General features: G+C 62.4%; 22 protein-coding genes. All 22 read right to left on the bottom strand.

Features of this window, described 5'->3' with window-relative positions; all coding sequences use genetic code 11:
- Positions 1-17: 17 nt before the first annotated feature.
- Positions 18-950, bottom strand: a complete 933-nt coding sequence (locus tag CSE6_RS02305; RefSeq protein ID WP_059439805.1) for a hypothetical protein — start codon at positions 948-950, stop codon at positions 18-20.
- 98 nt (positions 951-1,048) lie between these two features.
- On the bottom strand, positions 1,049-2,365 hold the full coding sequence (hisD, locus tag CSE6_RS02300; RefSeq protein WP_059439804.1) for a histidinol dehydrogenase: 1,317 nt from the start codon (positions 2,363-2,365) through the stop codon (positions 1,049-1,051).
- A gap of 21 nt (positions 2,366-2,386) precedes the next feature.
- Positions 2,387-3,049 (bottom strand): ATP phosphoribosyltransferase, encoded by a 663-nt coding sequence (hisG, locus tag CSE6_RS02295; protein WP_045838452.1) that lies wholly within the window; start codon positions 3,047-3,049, stop codon positions 2,387-2,389.
- Complete coding sequence (gene murA, locus CSE6_RS02290) at positions 3,046-4,317, bottom strand: UDP-N-acetylglucosamine 1-carboxyvinyltransferase (protein WP_034357460.1); 1,272 nt, start codon at positions 4,315-4,317, stop codon at positions 3,046-3,048. The genes hisG and murA overlap by 4 nt, the downstream gene beginning before the upstream one ends.
- Before the next feature lie 92 nt (positions 4,318-4,409).
- Positions 4,410-4,652, bottom strand: coding sequence for a BolA family protein (locus CSE6_RS02285; RefSeq protein WP_003062090.1), 243 nt, complete (start codon positions 4,650-4,652; stop codon positions 4,410-4,412).
- Between the two features lie 72 nt (positions 4,653-4,724).
- Entirely contained in the window at positions 4,725-5,480 is a 756-nt protein-coding gene (locus CSE6_RS02280) for an ABC transporter permease (protein ID WP_003058656.1), read from the bottom strand.
- Entirely contained in the window at positions 5,477-6,412 is a 936-nt protein-coding gene (locus CSE6_RS02275) for an ABC transporter ATP-binding protein (RefSeq protein ID WP_034348309.1), read from the bottom strand. The genes CSE6_RS02280 and CSE6_RS02275 overlap by 4 nt, the downstream gene beginning before the upstream one ends.
- A gap of 74 nt (positions 6,413-6,486) precedes the next feature.
- Positions 6,487-6,813 carry a lipid asymmetry maintenance protein MlaB gene (locus tag CSE6_RS02270; protein WP_034381577.1) on the bottom strand — a complete coding sequence of 109 codons (327 nt, stop codon included), beginning with the start codon at positions 6,811-6,813 and terminating at the stop codon, positions 6,487-6,489.
- 19 nt (positions 6,814-6,832) lie between these two features.
- Positions 6,833-7,465 (bottom strand): phospholipid-binding protein MlaC, encoded by a 633-nt coding sequence (locus tag CSE6_RS02265; RefSeq protein WP_034381574.1) that lies wholly within the window; start codon positions 7,463-7,465, stop codon positions 6,833-6,835.
- A gap of 80 nt (positions 7,466-7,545) precedes the next feature.
- Positions 7,546-8,343 (bottom strand): VacJ family lipoprotein, encoded by a 798-nt coding sequence (locus CSE6_RS02260; protein WP_059439803.1) that lies wholly within the window; start codon positions 8,341-8,343, stop codon positions 7,546-7,548.
- Entirely contained in the window at positions 8,340-8,840 is a 501-nt protein-coding gene (gene mlaD, locus CSE6_RS02255; RefSeq protein ID WP_034357454.1) for an outer membrane lipid asymmetry maintenance protein MlaD, read from the bottom strand. Before mlaD ends, CSE6_RS02260 begins: the two co-directional genes overlap by 4 nt.
- Before the next feature lie 29 nt (positions 8,841-8,869).
- Positions 8,870-9,646: a lipid asymmetry maintenance ABC transporter permease subunit MlaE gene (gene mlaE, locus CSE6_RS02250; RefSeq protein ID WP_003062071.1), complete on the bottom strand. Its 777-nt coding sequence runs from the start codon at positions 9,644-9,646 to the stop codon at positions 8,870-8,872.
- Positions 9,643-10,455, bottom strand: coding sequence for an ABC transporter ATP-binding protein (locus CSE6_RS02245; protein WP_034357452.1), 813 nt, complete (start codon positions 10,453-10,455; stop codon positions 9,643-9,645). Before CSE6_RS02245 ends, mlaE begins: the two co-directional genes overlap by 4 nt.
- A gap of 221 nt (positions 10,456-10,676) precedes the next feature.
- On the bottom strand, positions 10,677-11,453 hold the full coding sequence (locus CSE6_RS02240) for an amino acid ABC transporter ATP-binding protein (RefSeq protein ID WP_003062063.1): 777 nt from the start codon (positions 11,451-11,453) through the stop codon (positions 10,677-10,679).
- A complete protein-coding gene (locus tag CSE6_RS02235) occupies positions 11,434-12,087 on the bottom strand; it encodes an amino acid ABC transporter permease (protein ID WP_003058677.1) in 654 nt (217 codons plus the stop codon). The genes CSE6_RS02240 and CSE6_RS02235 overlap by 20 nt, the downstream gene beginning before the upstream one ends.
- 143 nt (positions 12,088-12,230) lie before the next feature.
- Complete coding sequence (locus CSE6_RS02230) at positions 12,231-13,040, bottom strand: amino acid ABC transporter substrate-binding protein (RefSeq protein ID WP_034357450.1); 810 nt, start codon at positions 13,038-13,040, stop codon at positions 12,231-12,233.
- 242 nt (positions 13,041-13,282) lie between these two features.
- A complete protein-coding gene (gene pelG / locus CSE6_RS02225) occupies positions 13,283-14,656 on the bottom strand; it encodes an exopolysaccharide Pel transporter PelG (protein ID WP_034357448.1) in 1,374 nt (457 codons plus the stop codon).
- A complete protein-coding gene (gene pelF / locus CSE6_RS02220; protein WP_054074469.1) occupies positions 14,656-16,203 on the bottom strand; it encodes a GT4 family glycosyltransferase PelF in 1,548 nt (515 codons plus the stop codon). Before pelF ends, pelG begins: the two co-directional genes overlap by 1 nt.
- On the bottom strand, positions 16,200-17,219 hold the full coding sequence (locus CSE6_RS02215; RefSeq protein WP_059439802.1) for a hypothetical protein: 1,020 nt from the start codon (positions 17,217-17,219) through the stop codon (positions 16,200-16,202). Before CSE6_RS02215 ends, pelF begins: the two co-directional genes overlap by 4 nt.
- Complete coding sequence (locus CSE6_RS26385) at positions 17,212-17,556, bottom strand: PelD GGDEF domain-containing protein (RefSeq protein ID WP_238585630.1); 345 nt, start codon at positions 17,554-17,556, stop codon at positions 17,212-17,214. The genes CSE6_RS02215 and CSE6_RS26385 overlap by 8 nt, the downstream gene beginning before the upstream one ends.
- Positions 17,544-18,578, bottom strand: coding sequence for a hypothetical protein (locus CSE6_RS02210; RefSeq protein ID WP_238585629.1), 1,035 nt, complete (start codon positions 18,576-18,578; stop codon positions 17,544-17,546). The genes CSE6_RS26385 and CSE6_RS02210 overlap by 13 nt, the downstream gene beginning before the upstream one ends.
- A 22-nt stretch (positions 18,579-18,600) precedes the next feature.
- A complete protein-coding gene (locus CSE6_RS02205; protein WP_012837057.1) occupies positions 18,601-19,152 on the bottom strand; it encodes a hypothetical protein in 552 nt (183 codons plus the stop codon).
- Positions 19,153-19,159 lie beyond the last annotated feature (7 nt).

Here is a 19,159-nt window from a genome sequence, read left to right as displayed (position 1 = left end):
CGGCAGCGCCACAGCCCTCAGCGCCGGTACTGCGGCGGCGGGGCATATCTGCCGTCGGCGGGAAAAGCCGCAGGCTCGGCCGCACCACGGGGCTCTGGCGCCGGCCGAGCGGCATCGCGCCCCTGCAGGCGGACTTCAAACAGGGCCGCTCCGATCACGCCCACGTTGCGCGCATCGCCAGCCGGGGTATTGCCGGCATAGGCGCGCTCCTTGCCGGCAAAACGAAAAGCTGCCACTTCACGCTGGCTCTTGCGAAAACCCTCGATACGCAGGGTCTCGCCGGGGCGCAGCAGATAGCCGGCATTGCGCACGCTGCCGGCCTGGCCGGTGAGCACATCCAGGCCGTCCACCGTGACCACGACCTCATAGTGGCGCTGGCTGCGATTGCTGTAGACCAGCTCGTAGCGCTCGCCATGACGGCCGGCCAGCTGATAGTCCCGAGCTCCGCGCATGGTGTAGATGGGCAGCGGCCGGCCCTGCCCGTCCTGCACCACCCACTCCACATCGCCGTCGGCTAGCTGCACGCTGAGCTGCTGATCAATGCTGCGCCCCAGGGCGCGGCGGATGCTGACCTCATCGGAGTAGCGCAGCTGTGCCACGGTTCGTGGGCGTTCGGGATCCAGGCGCGCGGCTTCCACGGTCCGGGTGACCGACTCTCGCCCTTCCCCCCATTGCGTGCCCAGTGTGGACTCGACCCTGGGCGTGCGCGGCGCTGCCGATGCGCTCTCAGCGACCTGCAAGGCGTCCTGCGCCGAAGGCGGTGCACCGCACGCGGCCAGCCCCGCGATCAGCAGCAATCCGCCCAGCAGCCGCCAGCCGCGTTGCTGCCAGGAACTCATGACCTGATTCATCTTCACGCTCCCTTGTTGTGATTGGCTATTAAATGCTGCGCTGCCACGCAGCCCGCCGAGTGTCACAGCAAATCCGCACATTCCCGCATCATGAAACATCTGGAGATGATTTGCCCCGAAACGGGGGGCATGCCGACCTGCCCGAAAATGAAAAAAGCCGTGGACGGGCCACGGCTGATGGGCAAGCACCGGCGGATTTACTTCAGGCGCATTTCGGCAGCCCTGGCATGGCCCTGAAGGCCTTCGCCATAGGCCAGCACGGCGGCGGTCTTGCCCAGGATCTGGGCACCGGCCTCGCTGACTTCGATGATGGAGCTGCGCTTCTGGAAGTCGTACACCCCCAGCGGCGAGGAAAAGCGCGCCGTGCCGCTGGTCGGCAGCACGTGATTCGGGCCGGCGCAGTAGTCGCCCAGGCTCTCGGAGGTATAGGCGCCCAGGAAGATGGCGCCGGCGTGCCTGAGCAGAGGCTCCCAGCGGTGCGGGTCGCGGCTGGAGACTTCCAGATGCTCGGGCGCGATGCGATTGCTGATCGCGCAAGCCTCTTCCATGTCCTTGGTCAGAATCAGTGCACCGCGATCGCTCAGGCTCTTGGCGATGATGGCCTTGCGCGGCATCTCGGGCAGCAGGCGGTCGATCGCGGCCTGGACGGCATCGAGATAGGCCGCATCGGGGCACAGCAGGATGGACTGGGCCAGCTCGTCGTGCTCGGCCTGGCTGAACAGATCCATGGCCACCCAGTCGGGCGGTGTCGTGCCGTCGGCCAGCACCAGGATTTCAGAAGGACCGGCAATCATGTCGATGCCCACGATGCCGAACACGCGCTTCTTGGCGCTGGCCACATAGGCATTGCCGGGGCCGGTGATCTTGTCCACCTTGGGCACGGTGGCCGTTCCGTAGGCCAGGGCAGCCACGGCCTGGGCGCCACCGATGGTGAAGGCGCGGTGCACGCCAGCCACATAGGCAGCAGCCAGCACCAGCGGGTTCTTCTGACCCTGGGGCGTGGGCACGACCATGATGATGTCCTGCACACCGGCTACATGGGCGGGAATGGCGTTCATCAGCACGCTGGACGGATAGGCGGCCTTGCCGCCCGGCACGTAGATGCCCACGCGGTCCAGCGGCGTGACCTTCTGGCCCAGCAGCGTGCCGTCTTCGTCGCGGTAGCTCCAGCTCTCACCATTGGCCTTTTTCTGCGCCTCGTGATAGCTGCGCACGCGGCGCGCCGCCGACTCCAGCGCTTCGCGCTCGGCTGCCGGCAAGCTCTCGAAGGCGGCTTTCAGCTCCTGCTTGGTCAGCTCCAGCGCAGCCATGGAATCGGCCTGCAGCCCGTCAAAGCGTGCCGTGTATTCAAGCACGGCGGCGTCGCCGCGCTGCTGTACATCGGCCAGGATGTCGGCCACCCGCTGCTCGATGGCTGCATCCGTGTCCGCCGACCAGTGCAGACGCTGCGCAAAATCATGCTCGAACTGGGCATCAGCGGTTGACAGACGGGCGGGGACAGCTACGAATTCCATAGTATTTACCAGTAGGGAAAATCAGTTGTTCTTGGCGGCAACGGCCTGCGCAAACGCATCGATGATGTGGCGCAGCGGAGCCTGCTTGAGCTTGAGCGAAGCCTGGTTGACGACCAGACGCGAGCTGATGTCCATGATGGGCTCGACCTCGACCAGATCGTTGGCCTTGAGCGTGTTGCCGGTGGACACCAGATCGACGATGGCATCGGCCATGCCGGTCAGCGGCGCCAGCTCCATGGAGCCGTAGAGCTTGACCATGTCCACGTGCACGCCCTTCTTGGCAAAGAAGTTGCGGGCAATCTCGGGGTACTTGGTGGCGATGCGCAGACGCGCGCCCTGCTTGACGGCCAGCTGATAGTCAAAGCCGTTGCGCACGGCCACGCTGACACGACACTTGGCAATCTGCAGGTCCAGCGGCTGGTACAGGCCCTGGCCGCCATGCTCGATCAGCGAGTCCAGGCCCGATACGCCCAGGTCTGCGCCGCCATATTGCACATAGACGGGCACGTCCGATGCACGCACCAGCACCACACGCACATCGGGACGGTTGGTGTCGAAAATCAGCTTGCGCGACTTTTCCACATCCTCGGTCACCACTATGCCGGCGGCGGCCAGCAGGGGCACGGTTTCTTCAAAAATGCGGCCCTTGGACAGGGCTATGGTCACAGGCGTTGCGGTGCTCATGCGGAAATTCTCTCGATATCGGCGCCCAGGGCGCGCAGCTTGTCTTCCATGCGGTCGTAGCCACGATCCAGGTGGTAGATGCGATCGACGATGGTCTCGCCCTCGGCCACCAGACCGGCAATCACCAGGCTGGCCGAAGCGCGCAGATCGGTCGCCATCACGGTGGCACCGGACAGGCGCTTGCCGCCTTCGATGGTCGCCACGCGGCCGTCGGTGGTGATGCGCGCGCCCAGGCGCACCATCTCGTTGACATGCATGAAGCGGTTCTCGAAGATGGTCTCGGTCACCATGCTAGTGCCTTCGGCCACCAGGTTCAGCGCCATGAACTGGGCCTGCATATCGGTGGGAAAGCCCGGATATTCGGTGGTGCGAAAGCCCTGGGCCTTGAGCTTGCCGGAGGACGCCACCTTCAGGCCGCCATCCACGCACTCCACGCTCACGCCCGCATCCTTGAGCTTGTCGATCACCGCGCCCAGATGGTCGGCACGCGCGTGGTGCAGCAAGGCTTCACCGCTGGTAGCCGCCACGGCACAGAGGAAGGTGCCGGCCTCGATACGGTCGGCCACCACCTGATGCTCGCAGCCATGCAGCTTGTCCACGCCCTGAATCACGATGTGGCTGGTGCCGTGACCGGTGATCCTGGCCCCCATCTTGATCAGCATCTCGGCCAGGTCGGTGATTTCGGGTTCCATGGCGGCGTTTTCCAGCACCGTCTCGCCTTCGGCCAGCGCAGCGGCCATCAGGAAGTTCTCGGTGCCGGTCACGGTCACCATGTCGGTGGTGATGCGTGCGCCCTTCAGACGCTTCCAGCCTTCGGGCAGGCTGGCATGCATATAGCCGTTTTCCACGGTGATGATGGCACCCATGGCCTGCAGGCCCTTGATGTGCTGATCCACGGGGCGCGAGCCGATCGCGCAGCCGCCGGGCAGCGACACCTTGGCGTGGCCGAAGCGGGCCAGCAGCGGACCCAGGGCCAGCACCGAGGCGCGCATGGTTTTGACCAGCTCGTAAGGCGCTTCGGGCACCAGGCTGTCGGGTGCCACAAAGCTCATGCCGCCACGTTCGCCATGGGTTTCGGTCTGCACACCCATGTTGGCCAGCAGCTTGCGCATGGTGGCCACATCGTGCAGACGCGGCACATTGTGCAGATGCACGGGCTCGGCCGTGAGCAGTGCGGCACACATTTCAGGCAGAGCGGCGTTTTTGGCACCGGAAATGATTACTTCGCCCTTGAGGGGACGACCACCGTGGATCTTGAGTTTGTCCATGGCTTCAAGCCTTGAATGTTTATATGTAAAAAATGCACTCAGCGCTTATGTAGCAAGCACTGACAGCTATCAATCTTGCGTCTCGACTCGCATCAAGCCTGGGCAGCAGCCCATTCTGCCGGGGTGTAGGTCTTCATGGACAGGGCATGGACTTCATCGGTGGCCATGCGGTTGCCCAGCGTGGCATAGACCAGGCGCTGGCGGCCCAGCAGACGCTGGCCTTCAAACTGTGCAGAAACAATGGTGGCAAACCAATGTCGGCCGTCACCTTCCAGCGCAATATGCTCGCAGGGCAGGCCGGCGGCGATCAGGTCTTTGAGTTGGTCTGCAGTCATGGGGAACCTTTAAGCGCAAAGCTGGCGAAACCGGTCATTGTCTCGCAAGCAGCCCCGCGTCAATTCTAAAAATCAGTTACGAATCTTGTAGCCGATACGCAGCAGGTGCACGGCCAGCGCGCTCACAGCCAGCCAGGCAGCGCCCACGATGGCGAAGCTGAGCCAGGGCGAGACATCGCTCTGGCCGAAGAAGCCATAGCGGAAGCCGTCGATCATGTAGAAGAACGGGTTGACATGGCTGACCGCCTGCCAGAAGCCGGGCAGCGAGTGCACGGAATAGAACACGCCGGACAGAAAGGTCAGAGGCATGATCAAAAAGTTCTGGAAAGCTGCCATCTGGTCGAACTTCTCGGCCCAGAGACCGGCGATCAGGCCCAGCGTGCCCATCAGGGCACAGCCCAGAAAGCCGAACACCAGAATCCACAGCGGCGCGGCAAAATCGGGCACGGCAAAGAACAAGGTGACCACAAACACGCCCAGACCGACCAGCAGGCCGCGCAGAATGGCCGCTCCCACATAGGCGCTGAACCAGGCCCAGTGCGATAGCGGCGTGAGCAGCACGAACACCAGCGAGCCCATGATCTTGCTCTGCACCAGGCTGGACGAGCTGTTGGCAAAAGCGTTCTGCAGCATGCTCATCATCACCAGGCCGGGAATCAGAAACGCGGTGTAGGGGATGCGATCGTAGACCATGACCCGGCCTTCGAGCACATGACCGAAAACCAGCAGATACAGCACGGCCGTGAGCACCGGTGCGGCCACGGTCTGAAAGCTCACCTTCCAGAAGCGCAGCACTTCCTTTTTGAGCAGGGTCTGCCAGCCGTTCATTGGACACCTCCTGCAGGAGCCTGTGTCCTGGAGCCTTCATTCATGATGTGGATGAACACATCTTCCAGATCCGCGCGGCGGATTTCCACATCCTCGGGGGTCACACCCGCCTCGCGCAAGGCGGCCAGCAGTTGCTCCACATCGACTGCATGGGCGGCGGGAATCTGCACGATTCGACCGGTTACACGCGCTCTGTCGGCCACGGCCTTGGGCAGGGCGCTATCGGTCTTGAACTGCAACACATTGCTGGAAGCCGACTTGAGCAGCTCGCTCATGGGCGAGAGCTTGATGATCTCGCCGCGCTTGAGCATGGCCACGCGGCTGCACAACGCCTCGGCTTCTTCGAGATAGTGAGTGGTCAGCAGAACCGTGTGGCCCTGCTTGTTGAGTTTGGCAATGAAATGCCACAGCGTCTGGCGCAGCTCCACGTCGACGCCGGCCGTGGGCTCGTCCAGCACGATGATGGGCGGCTTGTGCACCAGGGCCTGAGCCACCAACACGCGGCGCTTCATGCCGCCCGAGAGCTGGCGCATATTGTTGTGGGCCTTGTCCGTCAGGCCCAGGCTGTCGAGCAGCTCGTCGATCCAGTCGTCGTTGTTCTTGACGCCGAAATATCCGGACTGGAACTTCAAGGCCTCGCGCACATTGAAGAAGGGGTCGAACACCAGCTCCTGCGGCACGATGCCCAGCTTGCGGCGTGCATCGGCGTAGTTCGCCTGCACATCGCTGCCCTGCACCAGCACGCGCCCGCCCGTGGCTTGAGCCAGTCCGGCGAGGATGCTGATCATCGTGGTCTTGCCGGCGCCGTTGGGGCCGAGCAGACCGAAGAATTCACCTTCCTCGATATCCAGGCTCACCGATTTGAGGGCCTGAAAATCCCCTTTTGGGGTACGGTAGGTCTTGGAGACGGATTGGAATGAGACTGCGGACATGGAGCCCATGATTCTAGGGCTTGCCCACAGCCTCTGCCTTGGCGGGGCTTAGCCGGACACAGTGATTCGTCAGCCTAGCCCTGCTGAGCGGTGGCGGCCGCATCGGGCATGGGAGCGGGCATCAGCAAGCCATCCACGCCATACAGCGCGGCCATGGACTGCAGGCCCTTGGGCAGACCCTCGACGACGAGCTGCTTGCCCGCCTCCTGGGCAGCACGCCGGCAGGCCAGCAGCACGGCCAGAGCCGCCGAGTCAAACACCTTGACGGCACTGGCATCCAGCACCACCTGGGCATCCGCATGGCCCGTGACCAGCGGGCGCAGGCGCAGCAGACAGTCGCGCCCCTGACGATAGGTCAGTTCCTTGGGCAGTTGCAGAGGGTTGCTAGCTGAGCGGGCCATGACGTCTGCAGCGCTTTGCTTACTTGTTCGCCGTGGCCGGCATGGAGCTGCGCGAGGCCAGGGTCTTGATCAGGCCGTCAATGCCGTTGGCATTGATTTCCTGCGCAAACTGGTTGCGATAGGTTTCCACCAGCCACACACCGAGCACGTTGAAGTTGTAGAGCTTCCAGCCCGTGGCCTGTTTTTCCAGACGGAAATCCAGTTGCACGGGGTCGCCACGGCCGTTGACCTGGGTACGCACCAGCACGTCGGTGTCGCCGGCTGCCATGCGCACAGGCTTGACGGTAATGGTCTGATCACCGACCTGGGACAGGGCCCCCGCATAGGTGCGAATCAGCAGGGCCTTGAACTCATCCTGCAGTTTCTGGCGCTGCTCGGGCGTGGCCTGACGCCAGGCCGGACCGACAGCGGCCGATGTCATGCGGCGAAAGTCCACATAGGGCATGACCTTCTCGTTGACCAGTGCATTGATCTTGCTGGAATCGCCGTTGCGCAGCGAGGCATCCTTCTTGATGGTCTCCAGCACATCGGCAGAGACGCGCTTGACCAGTGCATCGGGAGCTTCCTCAGCAGCCTGGGCTGCGGGTAGCCCCAGATTCAGAGCGAGCACGGCACCTGCTGCCATGCCCCACATGCGACGAGTAATCTTCATTGCGTTTTTTCTCCTAGGCCCGCAAGTGTCACCGCACTCGCGCAGCCTGTGCATCATGTTTGTAACCAAGCTCTACCGGCTCACTGGCCTTCCGGGGGCAGCTTGCCGGCGTTGTCGTCATCATAGTTTTCGAGGCGACCATCGCCGCCGGACGCCGCGCCGCCAATGCGTGAGCGCAGATAGACATCGCGCACCAGGCTGTATTTGTCGAGCGCAACGGAGTCCAGCACATCGCCGGCCTTGAGCAGATTGGCACGGTTGTTGACCATGCGCAGACCGAACAGGCTGTTGCGCCAGCGCACGTCATCCATGGAGTTGGCAGGATAGCCGAAGGCGTCGACCACCAGGCCGGCCGAATCTCGCACCGTGGACGGCCCCCAGAAAGGCAGCACCAGATACGGCCCCGTGGGCATGCCCCAGCGACCCAGAGTCTGGCCGAAGTCCTGCTTATGGCGCTCGATGCCAGCCTCGCTGGCGATGTCGAACAGACCGCCTATGCCCAGCACCGTGTTCACGCTGAAGCGCACCATGGAGTTGTAAGCCCCCTGACCCTGACCCTGCAGCACATTGTTGACGAAGGACCACGCATCGCCGAGATTGTCGAAGAAGTTGCTCACGCCCTGACGCGCCACACGCGGCGTCACGGTCTGATAGGCCGTGGCCACGGGCTTGAAGACCGCCTCGTCCACGCCTTCATTGAAGGAATAGATGCTGCGGTTCATGGACTCCAGCGGATCGGCAGGGTTGGCAGGGCCCGTGGTGGTGGCGCAGCCGGACAGCAGTGCGGCTACGGAAACGCTGGCTGCCAGCGCAACGCGCCTGAGCGCCTGGTTCTCGTCTGACGTCAATTTCGTCTGTGGGCTTGTTGTAGTCATCATTCTTTCGCTCCCCCGTTGCCTGCGGCAGCGCCGGAATCACCACCCTGCTCCGCCTTGCTGTAGAGAAACTGACCGATCAGATTCTCGAGCACCACGGCAGACTGGGTGGCCGTCACACGGTCGCCTGCCTTGAGGTTCTCTTCGCTGGCGCCCGCTTCAATACCAATGTACTGATCACCCAGCAGGCCGCTTGTCAGAATTTTCAGCGAGCTGTCCTTGGGAAAGGCGTAACGGGTTTCCATGCTCATGGCCACGTCGGCCTGGAAGGTCTGGTCGTTGAAGGTAATGGATTCGATACGGCCCACGACCACGCCGGCGCTCTTGACCGCCGCCTTGGGCTTGAGTCCGCCGATATTGTCAAAACGCGCCGTGATCGCATAGGTCTTCTGGAAATTCAGACTCAGCAGATTGGCCGACTGCAAGGCCAGGAACACCAGGGCCAGAGCACCGATCAGCACAAACAGGCCGACCCAGACATCACTTTTCTTTTGCTGCATGATTTTTTACCTCTATCTGCTGAGCAGCCTCAAATGCTGAACATGGTTGCGGTGAGCAGGAAGTCCAGGCCCAGAACCGCTAGCGAGGCCACGACCACGGTGCGGGTGGTGGCACGGGAAACTCCTTCAGGCGTGGGCTTGGCCGCATAGCCTTCGAGCAGGGCCACAAAGGTCACGGCCAGGCCGAAGACAAAGCTCTTGAGCACGCCATTGCCCAGATCGCTCCACCAGTCCACGCCCTGCTGCATCTGGCCCCAGAAAGCACCGCTGTCGACGCCGATCATCACCACGCCCACCAGCCAGCCACCCAGCACACCCACGGCGCTGAAGACCGCAGCCAGCAAAGGCATGGTGATCAGCCCGGCCCAGAAGCGCGGCGCCAGAATGCGTTTGACGGGGTCCACCGCCATCATTTCCATGGCTGACAGCTGTTCACCGGCTTTCATCAGGCCGATTTCGGCCGTCAAGGCCGTGCCGGCACGACCCGCGAACAGCAGGGCCGTGACCACAGGCCCCAGCTCGCGCAGCAGGCTCAGGGCCACCATCATGCCCAGCGCCTCGGCCGAGCCATAGCGCTGCAGGATGTAATAGCCCTGCAGACCCAGCACAAAGCCCACGAACAGACCGGAGACGCCGATGATGGCCAGCGAATAATTGCCCAGAAAGTGAATCTGGTCGCCGATCAGGCGCGGGCGCCTGAGCGCCGGCCCCATCAAACCCAGCAGGCGCCACAGCAGGCGTGCGCCAATCCCCATGTTGACCAGCTGGCAGCGCACTGCCAGGCCAATGCGTGCGAGAAAGTTCATGCACGCCTCCTGCTGCCAAAGTCCTCGTCGGCGCTGACGCCCGGATAGTGAAACGGCACAGGCCCCGTGGGTCTGGCATGGATGAATTGCTGCACCAGCGGGTCGGTGCTGGCGCGCACCTCTTCGGGTGTGCCCTGGGCAGCAACGCTTCCGGCTCCCAGAATCACCACATGGTCGGCCACGCGGAAAGTTTCTTCCAGATCGTGGGATACCAGAATCGAAGTCAGGCCCATGGCATCGTTGAGCTGGCGGATCAGCTGTGCCGAGGTACCCAGCGAAATGGGGTCCAGGCCCGCGAAAGGCTCGTCATACATGATGAGTTCGGGGTCCAGCGCAATCGCGCGGGCCAGTGCCACGCGGCGGGCCATGCCGCCCGAGACCTGGGAAGGCATCAGATCGCGCGCACCGCGCAGGCCCACGGCATGCAGCTTCATGAGCACGATGTCGCGAATCAGCTCTTCGGGCAGATCGGTGTGCTCGCGCAGCGGAAAGGCCACGTTGTCGAACACGCTCATGTCGGTGAACAGTGCACCGAACTGAAACAGCATGCCCATGCGGCGACGCGCGGCGTAGAGCTGCTGCGCATTCATGATGGTCACATCCTGGCCGTCAAACAGCACCTGCCCCTGCTGGGCATGGTTCTGCCCGCCGATCAGACGCAACACAGTGGTCTTGCCGCCGCCCGATGCGCCCATCAGCGCCGTGACCTTGCCGCGCGGCACTTGCAGGGACAGATCGCGCAGGATGACGCGGTCACCATAGCCAAAGGTGACATTGCGCAGTTCCACAAAGGGTGCGTTGGGTGACATGCGTGAATAGCCGCTCAAGAGAAAGCAAACTGGTATTGTGCCGACAAGCTCGGCAAAAAGCTCGGGTTAGCCCCAAGTAAACATACATTCGTGAATGTTTCTTCAAGGCATGGCTTGGATCGCAGAGTCATCACTCCTGTTTCAGGAGCATTCAGTGCTTGTTGTGCATGCGCAAACTGCCTTTTTTGCGATATGAAATCGCATCGACAGCTGCGACTTATTTACAACATATTCTGCAGAAACGCCTTGGTGCGCTCGTGCTGAGGCGCCACAAAGAATGCTTCGGACGGGCCTTGCTCGACGATGTAGCCGCCGTCCATGAAGATGACGCGGTTGGCCACCTCTCGCGCAAAACCCATCTCGTGGGTCACGACCAGCATGGTCATGTGCTCCTCGGCCAGCTCGCGCATGGTGCGCAGCACCTCGCCGGTCAGCTCGGGGTCCAGCGCCGAGGTGGGCTCGTCGAACAGCAGAATGTCGGGTTCCATGGCCAGCGCACGGGCAATCGCCACGCGCTGCTTCTGACCGCCTGAGAGATGATTGGGATAGGCATCGCGCTTGGCGGCCAACCCCACCTTGGCAAGCAGGGCCTCGGCCTTGGGAATGATGTCTTCGCGCTTCATGCCCTTGACGATGACGGGCGCCTCGATGATGTTTTCCAGCACCGTGAGGTGGGGAAACAGATTGAAGGACTGAAACACCATGCCCATCTTGCGGCCGATCTTGCGGATTTCGGCATCGCTCACGTACTGAGCCCTGGCCTCACCCTCGGAGCGTGCCAACACCTCGCCTTCGATGCTGATGGTGCCGCGGTCAATCGTCTCCAGGTGGTTGAGGCAGCGCAAAAAGGTGCTCTTGCCCGAGCCGGACGGGCCGATCACGGCCACCACCTCGCCGCGCAGCAGCTCCAGAGAGACACCGCGCAGCACTTCGTTGCTGCCAAAGGCCTTGTGGATGCCCTGGGCGGAAATCATCACGTCAGGCGTCGTACTTGGCATATTTTTTCTCAAGATATTGGAAGCCCCAGGTCAGCACCAGGGTCATGATGAGATAGAAGGCCGCAGCCACGATGAAGGGCGTGAAGCTGAAGTCGCGCTGCACCACGCCGCGCGCCACGCGCAGCAGATCGTTGAGTGCCAGCACATAGATCAGCGAGGTGTCCTTGACCAGGGTGATGGTCTCGTTGCTGACGGGCGGCAGGATGCGGGCCCACATCTGGGGCAGCACGATGCGGCGCATGGTCTGGGCATAAGTCATGCCCAGCACCTTGGCTCCCTCGTACTGGCCGCGATCCACGGACTTGATGCCGGCGCGGAAGATCTCCGCGAAGTAGGCCGCATAGTTCAGCGCAAACGCCACCACGGCGGCGGGAAAGTCGGGCAGGCGCACACCGATGTAGGGCACAAAGGGCAGCGCAAAGTACACGAACAGCAGCTGCAGCATCAGCGGCGTGCCGCGCATCAGCCAGATATAGGCGCCCACGGCGCTGCTCAGCGGCTTGATGCTGGAGATGCGCATCAGCGCCAGCGCCAGGCCCATGGGAATGGACAGCGCCAGCGTGATGAAGAACAGCTTGAGTGTGACAAGGGCACCAGCCGACATGGGCCCCAGGAGCGAGATTACATAGTCCATCAAATGGCCTTCAGTGTGGCGCTGCAGCTATCGAAAGCCCGCCACAGGCACGGGCGTGCGCAGGAGGAAGTGTTTGCACGCATTGTCGTCGCAAAAAAAACCGGCAATGCCAGGCATTGCCGGTGCAGTCCGTCAAAAAGGGATTAGTGCTTGATGACGTCGGCGCCGAACCACTTCTGGGCGATTTCAGCAGCCTTGCCGTCCTTCTTCATTTCGGTCAGCACATCGTTGACCTTGTTGCGAGTGGCTTCGTCGTCCTTGCGGAAGCCCACACCGTAGTCTTCGGTACCGAAGTCCTCGGCCAGCACCACGTAGTTGTCGGGCTTCTTGTTGACGTAGTAGCGACCCACCACCTCATCCACCACCACCACATCCAGACGGCCTGCTTCCAGGTCCATCATGGCAGCGATGTTGTCGCCGAAGAGCTTTGTTTCCTTGAACTTGTCCGACAGTTCCTTGTCCTTGGTCAGGGCAGTCACGGCGCTGGAGCCTTCCTGGGCACCCACGATCTTGCCGACCATGTCAGCCTTGCCCTTGATGGGAGAGCCGGCCTTCACGATGATGATCTGCTTGTTCACCATGTAGGGGTCGGAGAACAGGATCTTTTCCTTGCGCTCTTCCAGAATGGTCAGGCCGTTCCACAGAGCGTCCACACGCTTGCCCAGCAGCTCGGCTTCCTTGGCGTTCCAGTCGATGGGCTTGAACTCCACTTCGATATTGGCGCGCTTGGCGACTTCACGAGCCATGTCGATGTCGAAACCGACCAGTTCGTTCTTTTCGTCACGGAAACCCATGGGCGGGAAGTTGTCGTCCAGGCCCACCACCAGCTTGGCGGCAACTGCCGCAGGAGTGGGCGCAGGAGCTGCAGCGGTGTTGCTTGCGGACTCGTTCTTGCCGCAGGCAGCCAAAATTGCAGTCAGGGCCACCGAGGCCAGCAGGGTACGTTTTTTCATGGCGTCAAAATTTGAAGTGGAAAAAGCGGAGGCAGGGGCTTTGTCTCCCGTCCGGGGCCACCGCAGCCGTCCCGAAGCCGGGCTGCCGCCAGCGCCGAATCCGCTATTGTCGCGCAGACGGGACAGAACGTCACTCGCCGGTCGCAAAACCATGAACTTGTTCGGAACATGGATCGTGCCTTTCAGCCATTGCACCCGGGCGAACTCGGGGCTGCAGCTGCCGAGACCTGCAGCCGGCCCGGTTACTGCAGCATAAAAGTCTTGTATTCCAGCCGGTCCAATTCGCGCGTCAACAGAAACAGACCTGTACACAGGGTTGCCAGCATTGCCAGGCAGAAACCATAGCCGTAGAAAGCCGCCCCCAGCGCCAGCGAGATGCCAGTAAAGACGATGTTCAGCACCACCATCAGTGCACAGAGCAAAAGCACGATGCGCCGCTCGTCGAGATAGAAAAACACATTGAGCACAGCCATCACACCCACCTGAAGACCGGCACCGACCACCTGCACATGCAGCAGCGGCAGGTATAACTGCGATATGCCCAGCAAATGCAGCACGGCCGGACCGGCGACAAAGGTCACGAGAACCGCCAGCGTCTGCACTTTGGCGATCTCGCCCAGGCCCGTCTGTATCGCATACACCATCTCGTTGCGCATGGACTGTATGTAGTTCAGGGAGCCGCCGCCGCGCACCGCATCGAAGAACTTGTCGTAGTACTCGACGAAATCGGTTTCTATGCGCACCAGGAACACTGCCATGCCAGGAATGATGGACAGATAGGACAGGAAAACTGGCAGGTCGTAGATCAGCGAGGCCCTGAGCCCGCCGATGATCTGCTGCGAGGTTGGCGGGAAATACCAGAACATGAACTTGTCGGCCCAGATACCCAGGTTGTAGAGCAAGCCGACCGCAATCAGTACCGGAAAGATCAGCGAGCGCTGCATGAAATCGAAGCCGATCCAGCGCCTTTTGATCGGGAAAGCGCGCAGCACGATGGCCCACATGCCAGCCACCAGCACGATATTGCCGAACACGAAGCTGCTCAGCAGCCCTTCCAGTCCCCAGCGACGCAGAGGCAGCGACAGCAAGACAATAAGCGCATAGCTGACCCCGAACAGCGCGGAGATGGCCTTGTAATGCTTGAGGCCGGACAGCAGAACGGTCAGCATCCAGACCACGCACATCAGCGTGAAGCCGGCCAGCATCAGCATCCGGTACAGCAGGCTCTGGCCTGGCAGCACCACGAAAAGGGCCAGCGTCCCCAGGCCGCTGGCGGCTGCCACGATCAGCAACAGCAAGCCGTGCAGATTGGGCAATACGGTTTCATCCTGCTTGAGAAACAGCCGATCCGAAATAAAGCGCGTGAACATCAGCTGCGCCGCACCGGTCAGTATCAAGCTGCAGGCCACCAGATAGGTCACCGAGGTCTGAAACTGGGTCACCAGCAGCGGCGGCGCCACGACGCTGAGGCTGAACACCCCTACCAGCAAAATGCCGATGATGGAGAACACCCAGGGACCCGAGCCGATCACGCCCGCATAGGCATAGGCTTGGAGCAGGCTGGTCAGCGTGTTTTTGCGCAGCAGGTGGCGCAGTTCAAAGCCAATGCCGGCCATCAGTGATATTCCTTGGAATGTTGCATGGCCCGGTCATAGACCTGCCGGTAGCGGTCGAACAGCAACTGATCGGAGTAGTAGCGCTCAACGCGTGCAATCCCGGCAGCACTGGCTTCCTGCCAGGCCTCGGGCGATTTCAGCAACTCCAGCGCCGCATCGGCCAGATCCGCAGGGTTGGCGATACCGACCACGCGACCACAAGCGCCCAATGCACGGTCCTCGGGCTCCAGCCCTTCTATGAGCTGACGGCAGGAGCCCACATCGGTGCTGACCACGGGAACGCCTGCCGCCTGCGCCTCCAGCAGCACCAGAGGCAAGGCCTCGCTGATGGACGAGAGCACCACCAGCCCGACACGCGGCAACAACTCGTCGATCTTCTGCATGCCCAGAAAGTGCACCTGCGCCTGCAGGCCCAGACTGTCCACAAGATTGCGGCATTCCTCTACATAGGCCGGGTCCTCGGACATGGGGCCGGCGATCAGAGCCTGAGCCTCGGGCAGGTGATTGACCACGCGGCGCATGGCGCGGATGAAGGTCTTGATGTCCTTGATCGGCACCACGCGGCCTATGAGGCACAGCACGGGTGGTGTCACGGCAGGCCGCAGGGCACGCAGCGGCGCAAAGCGTTTCACGCTAATGCCATTGGGAATGTTGCTGGTGCGCGCTGGAACGGCGCCGTCGGCCACCTGACGCAGACGGTTGGCCTCGAACAACGCGATGATGGGATCGGCTGCCTCATAGCAAAAACGCCCCATCCACTCGAAGAACTGGATCCACATCTGACGGAAGAAGGAGACTTCCATGGGGTCGCGCTGGAAGACATTGCGGTTATCGCGTATCCACTGGCTCTGGAGCAGGTCGATCTGCCGCTCCTTGGTATAGATGCCATGTTCGGACAGAACCAGCGGCAGCCCGCGCAGATGGTGCAGCATGCCGCCCAGGAAGCCCGCATAACCTGTGGAGACCGTATGCAGCACACGTACCGGAATCAGCTCCCGGGCGATGCGCGCCAGCAGCCACAGCGGCTGCAGCATGATGCGTACCGTCCAGAAGAAGTCGACAAAGGACGGATCGGTGCAATGGCGCCGGTAGCTGTCCTGTATCAGCTCCCACATATATTCACTGTGCAGAAAATCTTCCTGCGGCAAGCTGCCGCCCGGCAGCAGCTCCATGGCAACGGCGCGCATGGCGGCCAGCACCTCCGCCCTGCCTGCAGGGCTCTCATCCCGTCGCTCGAGTGCCTGCAGCAATTGCTGCAGCTTGGACATGACCTCGGGGTCACCCCGGCGCGGTGTGGGCCGCAGTTTTCCCGACGCATGACCATAGAGGAAATGCTCCTCGAAATGCACCACATTGGGCGGCAGCTCATAGCGAAAATCGCCATAGTCCTCGCGCCGGCTGCCGATAAAGACGATGGCAAAGCTATGCTGCGGGTAGGCTTGAAGGATCTGGTGAACCCAGCTCGACACGCCGCCGCTGACATAGGGGAAAGTGCCCTCGAGCAGCAGGGCGATATCGGCCCGCGCAGCCTTGGGAAGAGAACTCATGAGGCACTCCAGTACTGGATGCAGGGGCGCAGACGGGGCATGACCTGCTGATCCTCAAGTCTGCGCATCAGCTCCTGCACCTTGGCGAACTGACGCTGCTTGAACAGCAGCTCGGCCTGATAGGGAATGACGCGGGGCGCCGGCAAACCCAGCTCCAGTGCCCTCTGATAGCAGGATTGGGCACCTTCGTCGTCGGCCACCAGATGCAGCAAGCGCCCCTTGCGCAGCTGCAGCAGGGCGGTATCCGGGTGCTGAGACAGCACCCGGTTGCAGTAATGCAACGACTGCTTGATGGCATGGTCACGTACATCACCCTGCGCCGAGCCCTGGTAAATCAGCTCCCAGTACAGATCAGAAAGCGCCCAGGCTGCTCTCAGACCGCGGGGGCCGATTGTCTCTCCTTCGACCGTACGCGCGCGCTCCAGGGCCTGCAGCTCCTGGTGTATGGACTGGCTCAACTGGCGCTCCTGGGCATCCAGCATGCTGTAGGCCAGCAAACGCAGATCATCGCTGGAGTCGCTTAGCGCCATGCGCAGCATGGGCGAGGCAATACGCCCCGAGACATGACCCAGGGCAGCCAGGGAACGCATGCGCAAGGGCACGGGAACCGCCTGATTGGCCAGAAAAGACTGCAAGCCCGCCTGCCTCCGGCTGCCGCTCGCCTGCTGGTGCGGGTCGAACTCAGGCAGCGGCAGCGATGAAAATTCCCTGCGCGCCGTCAAGCCGCGCCGTCGGAGTAACGCCACAGTCGCAATCACCGAACCGACAAAGCCCACCACCGGCACGGCATAGGAGAGCAAGGCCATCAGCGCGACCAGCGGCAGACGCTGGCGCCTGGCACCTGCCGCCAGCATCAGGAGCGGAGACAGGCACAGCGCCAGCAGCACGCTGGCCAGCGCATGCGCTGCCAGATAGCTGAGCAATGCCGCATCGGAGTGGTTGTGCAGCAGCCACAGGCTGCTCCAGGAGGCAATCTCCGCCAGCACAGCGGACAGTGCCAGCTTGACATTAATCATGGGCCATCCTGTCAATCTGCTCCAGCACGCTCAGGGCCGAGCAGCGATCCAGCAAGACAGTGCGGGGAAAAATGCCGGCCGCTCCCAGGGAGTCCATGCCGCGCTGACCCAGCCAGCCTTCGATACGATTCAGATAGCCCTCGGCCGTGGCCCCGGTGCCAAGCGGCATGAGGATGGCCAGCCACTGCCTGTTCCGACCTTCGATCAGCCAGGAGCGATCCAGCATGCGCTCCAGGCGCATCAGCTGCTGAGCCATCTGGCTTTGCACCGCCTGCGGTGAAAGCTCTAGCGCCACGACCACGCTGCACAGGCCGGCGCTGCGGTTCACATGCTCCATGCGCTGCAGCTCGGACGCGAACGGCCGCGGGCACAGGGGATAGGCCTGCAGCAGCGGCTGGGCCAGACGATTGGCAGCCACGCTGTCCGTGTAATAGCCGAGCAGCAGATTGATGGTCTGTAGCGTCTCCTCCTGCAGAGCAAAAAAGGGCATTTCTTCCACCAGCAGCAGACCATAGATCTCCCCCCCAGATCCAGCATCGGAGCCACGACCAGATAGCGGGTCTGTTGAGCATCCCTCAGGCCCTGGGAGACATGGGTCAGCATGCGGGCTTCCAGCGCCTGGCGCAGCAGCGGATCCTCGGGCCGGACCTCATGGGCACCGCCCAGCTGGGCAATCGGCTGGGGCTCGATCCTGTCGTCGCGCACAGCCACCAGGCAGGCCGCACTGATCTGGCAGAACTGTGCCAGCTGATTGAGCAGGCTTTGCGCATCGCCAGGAGCGCCGCTGAGCGCACTAAGCCCGCTGAGTGCATCGCGCATCGACACCGGGCGGCCGATCAGCTCCTGCTCCAGCTGGTCATGTGACAGACGCAGCAGATAGTGCTGACGTATGAGCTGCTCGGTGCGCTGATCCATATAGTGCTGCGCGGTACGCTCGCGCCGTATGCGGGCACGCCAGAGACTAGAAATCTCGCCCACGATCATCACCACCATCAAGCCACCCAGAAAGTACTGCTCGGGAAAGCGGCTCAAGTCCTCGCGGTTGAAACCCAGCCAGCCCAGCAACAGCACACCGGCCGCCGACAATCCCCCGATGGGCCCATAGCGCAAGGCCACGATCATGGGCGCAAGCCAGGACCAGGGAAACTCGGCACGCACCCAGAGCGGGTCGTTGCGGCTAAAAACATAACCTATCAGCAATGCCAGCAGTGGCAGCAGCAAGGTCTCGGCCGCCACCACTCCGGGGCGCTCGCTGGTTTGCACCAGCAACCCCAGTGGCGAGCTTCTGAATTCCGCAGCAATGCCCATGCGGCGCGCGGAATCGGGCGTGGCGGCAGGTGTCGTGGCGTGATCTTGCATGACTGGAAATCCTGCTCAATGCTTACCGGGCGCCGGCCAGGCCCGTTCCCAGCAGTTTGCGGATCAGCTTCTGCCCGACAGCCGACAAAGCCTCGCGACTCCATCCGCTTTGACCGCCAGCACCGCTCCAGACCGTGGCACCGCTGTCCACATCGACGATCTCCAGGGCCACGCCGACGGCTGGCTCACCGTCCACGCCGACCTTGTAGCGCCACTCGTCAACCGCCCCCAGCAAGGCATAACGCACACCCTCACTGCGTGCCCAGGCCAGCGCATCTTCGCGCCGCTTGGCATCGCGGCCATCGAACAGCGTCTCCTGCTGCGCCTCGCCTGTATAGCGCTTGACGGCACCTATGCCGCGGCTGCTCAACAAGGCCGTGGCAATGCTTTCGGCCCGGCTGCCTGCCATGGGCGTTTCCGTATGGTTCTCGAACGGCAGCACCGCCCAGTTGGCGTTCCTCTCCAGGGCCGGGGACTTGCCCTGGTCCAGCGTGGAACAAGCACCGAGCAGCCCCAGCAGGGCTGCGCCCGTGAGCATGCGGATGCGGGAGGAGAGAACAGTACGGTGAGTCATGGGAGAG

It is taken from the genome of Comamonas sp. E6, from assembly GCF_001010305.1.
Taxonomy (GTDB): domain Bacteria; phylum Pseudomonadota; class Gammaproteobacteria; order Burkholderiales; family Burkholderiaceae_C; genus Comamonas; species Comamonas thiooxydans.
Note: the sequence above shows the minus strand (reverse complement) of the source record. Positions and strands in the feature narration are given on the sequence as shown.

What these genes read in the sequence shown, in the direction of transcription:
- CSE6_RS02305 (WP_059439805.1), bottom strand. Translation starts at nt 950, where the DNA reads ATGTTTCATGATGCGGGAATGTGCGGATTTGCTGTGACACTCGGCGGG.
- pelF (WP_054074469.1), bottom strand. Translation starts at nt 16,203, where the DNA reads ATGAGTTCTCTTCCCAAGGCTGCGCGGGCCGATATCGCCCTGCTGCTC.
- hisG (WP_045838452.1), bottom strand. Translation starts at nt 3,049, where the DNA reads ATGAGCACCGCAACGCCTGTGACCATAGCCCTGTCCAAGGGCCGCATT.
- mlaE (WP_003062071.1), bottom strand. Translation starts at nt 9,646, where the DNA reads ATGAACTTTCTCGCACGCATTGGCCTGGCAGTGCGCTGCCAGCTGGTC.
- CSE6_RS02280 (WP_003058656.1), bottom strand. Translation starts at nt 5,480, where the DNA reads ATGAACGGCTGGCAGACCCTGCTCAAAAAGGAAGTGCTGCGCTTCTGG.
- CSE6_RS26385 (WP_238585630.1), bottom strand. Translation starts at nt 17,556, where the DNA reads ATGGAGCATGTGAACCGCAGCGCCGGCCTGTGCAGCGTGGTCGTGGCG.
- mlaD (WP_034357454.1), bottom strand. Translation starts at nt 8,840, where the DNA reads ATGCAGCAAAAGAAAAGTGATGTCTGGGTCGGCCTGTTTGTGCTGATC.
- CSE6_RS02275 (WP_034348309.1), bottom strand. Translation starts at nt 6,412, where the DNA reads ATGTCCGCAGTCTCATTCCAATCCGTCTCCAAGACCTACCGTACCCCA.
- CSE6_RS02210 (WP_238585629.1), bottom strand. Translation starts at nt 18,578, where the DNA reads ATGCAAGATCACGCCACGACACCTGCCGCCACGCCCGATTCCGCGCGC.
- CSE6_RS02270 (WP_034381577.1), bottom strand. Translation starts at nt 6,813, where the DNA reads ATGGCCCGCTCAGCTAGCAACCCTCTGCAACTGCCCAAGGAACTGACC.
- CSE6_RS02230 (WP_034357450.1), bottom strand. Translation starts at nt 13,040, where the DNA reads ATGAAAAAACGTACCCTGCTGGCCTCGGTGGCCCTGACTGCAATTTTG.
- hisD (WP_059439804.1), bottom strand. Translation starts at nt 2,365, where the DNA reads ATGGAATTCGTAGCTGTCCCCGCCCGTCTGTCAACCGCTGATGCCCAG.
- CSE6_RS02265 (WP_034381574.1), bottom strand. Translation starts at nt 7,465, where the DNA reads ATGAAGATTACTCGTCGCATGTGGGGCATGGCAGCAGGTGCCGTGCTC.
- CSE6_RS02240 (WP_003062063.1), bottom strand. Translation starts at nt 11,453, where the DNA reads ATGCCAAGTACGACGCCTGACGTGATGATTTCCGCCCAGGGCATCCAC.
- CSE6_RS02205 (WP_012837057.1), bottom strand. Translation starts at nt 19,152, where the DNA reads ATGACTCACCGTACTGTTCTCTCCTCCCGCATCCGCATGCTCACGGGC.
- CSE6_RS02215 (WP_059439802.1), bottom strand. Translation starts at nt 17,219, where the DNA reads ATGATTAATGTCAAGCTGGCACTGTCCGCTGTGCTGGCGGAGATTGCC.
- CSE6_RS02260 (WP_059439803.1), bottom strand. Translation starts at nt 8,343, where the DNA reads ATGATGACTACAACAAGCCCACAGACGAAATTGACGTCAGACGAGAAC.
- pelG (WP_034357448.1), bottom strand. Translation starts at nt 14,656, where the DNA reads ATGGCCGGCATTGGCTTTGAACTGCGCCACCTGCTGCGCAAAAACACG.
- CSE6_RS02245 (WP_034357452.1), bottom strand. Translation starts at nt 10,455, where the DNA reads ATGTCACCCAACGCACCCTTTGTGGAACTGCGCAATGTCACCTTTGGC.
- CSE6_RS02285 (WP_003062090.1), bottom strand. Translation starts at nt 4,652, where the DNA reads ATGACTGCAGACCAACTCAAAGACCTGATCGCCGCCGGCCTGCCCTGC.
- murA (WP_034357460.1), bottom strand. Translation starts at nt 4,317, where the DNA reads ATGGACAAACTCAAGATCCACGGTGGTCGTCCCCTCAAGGGCGAAGTA.
- CSE6_RS02235 (WP_003058677.1), bottom strand. Translation starts at nt 12,087, where the DNA reads ATGGACTATGTAATCTCGCTCCTGGGGCCCATGTCGGCTGGTGCCCTT.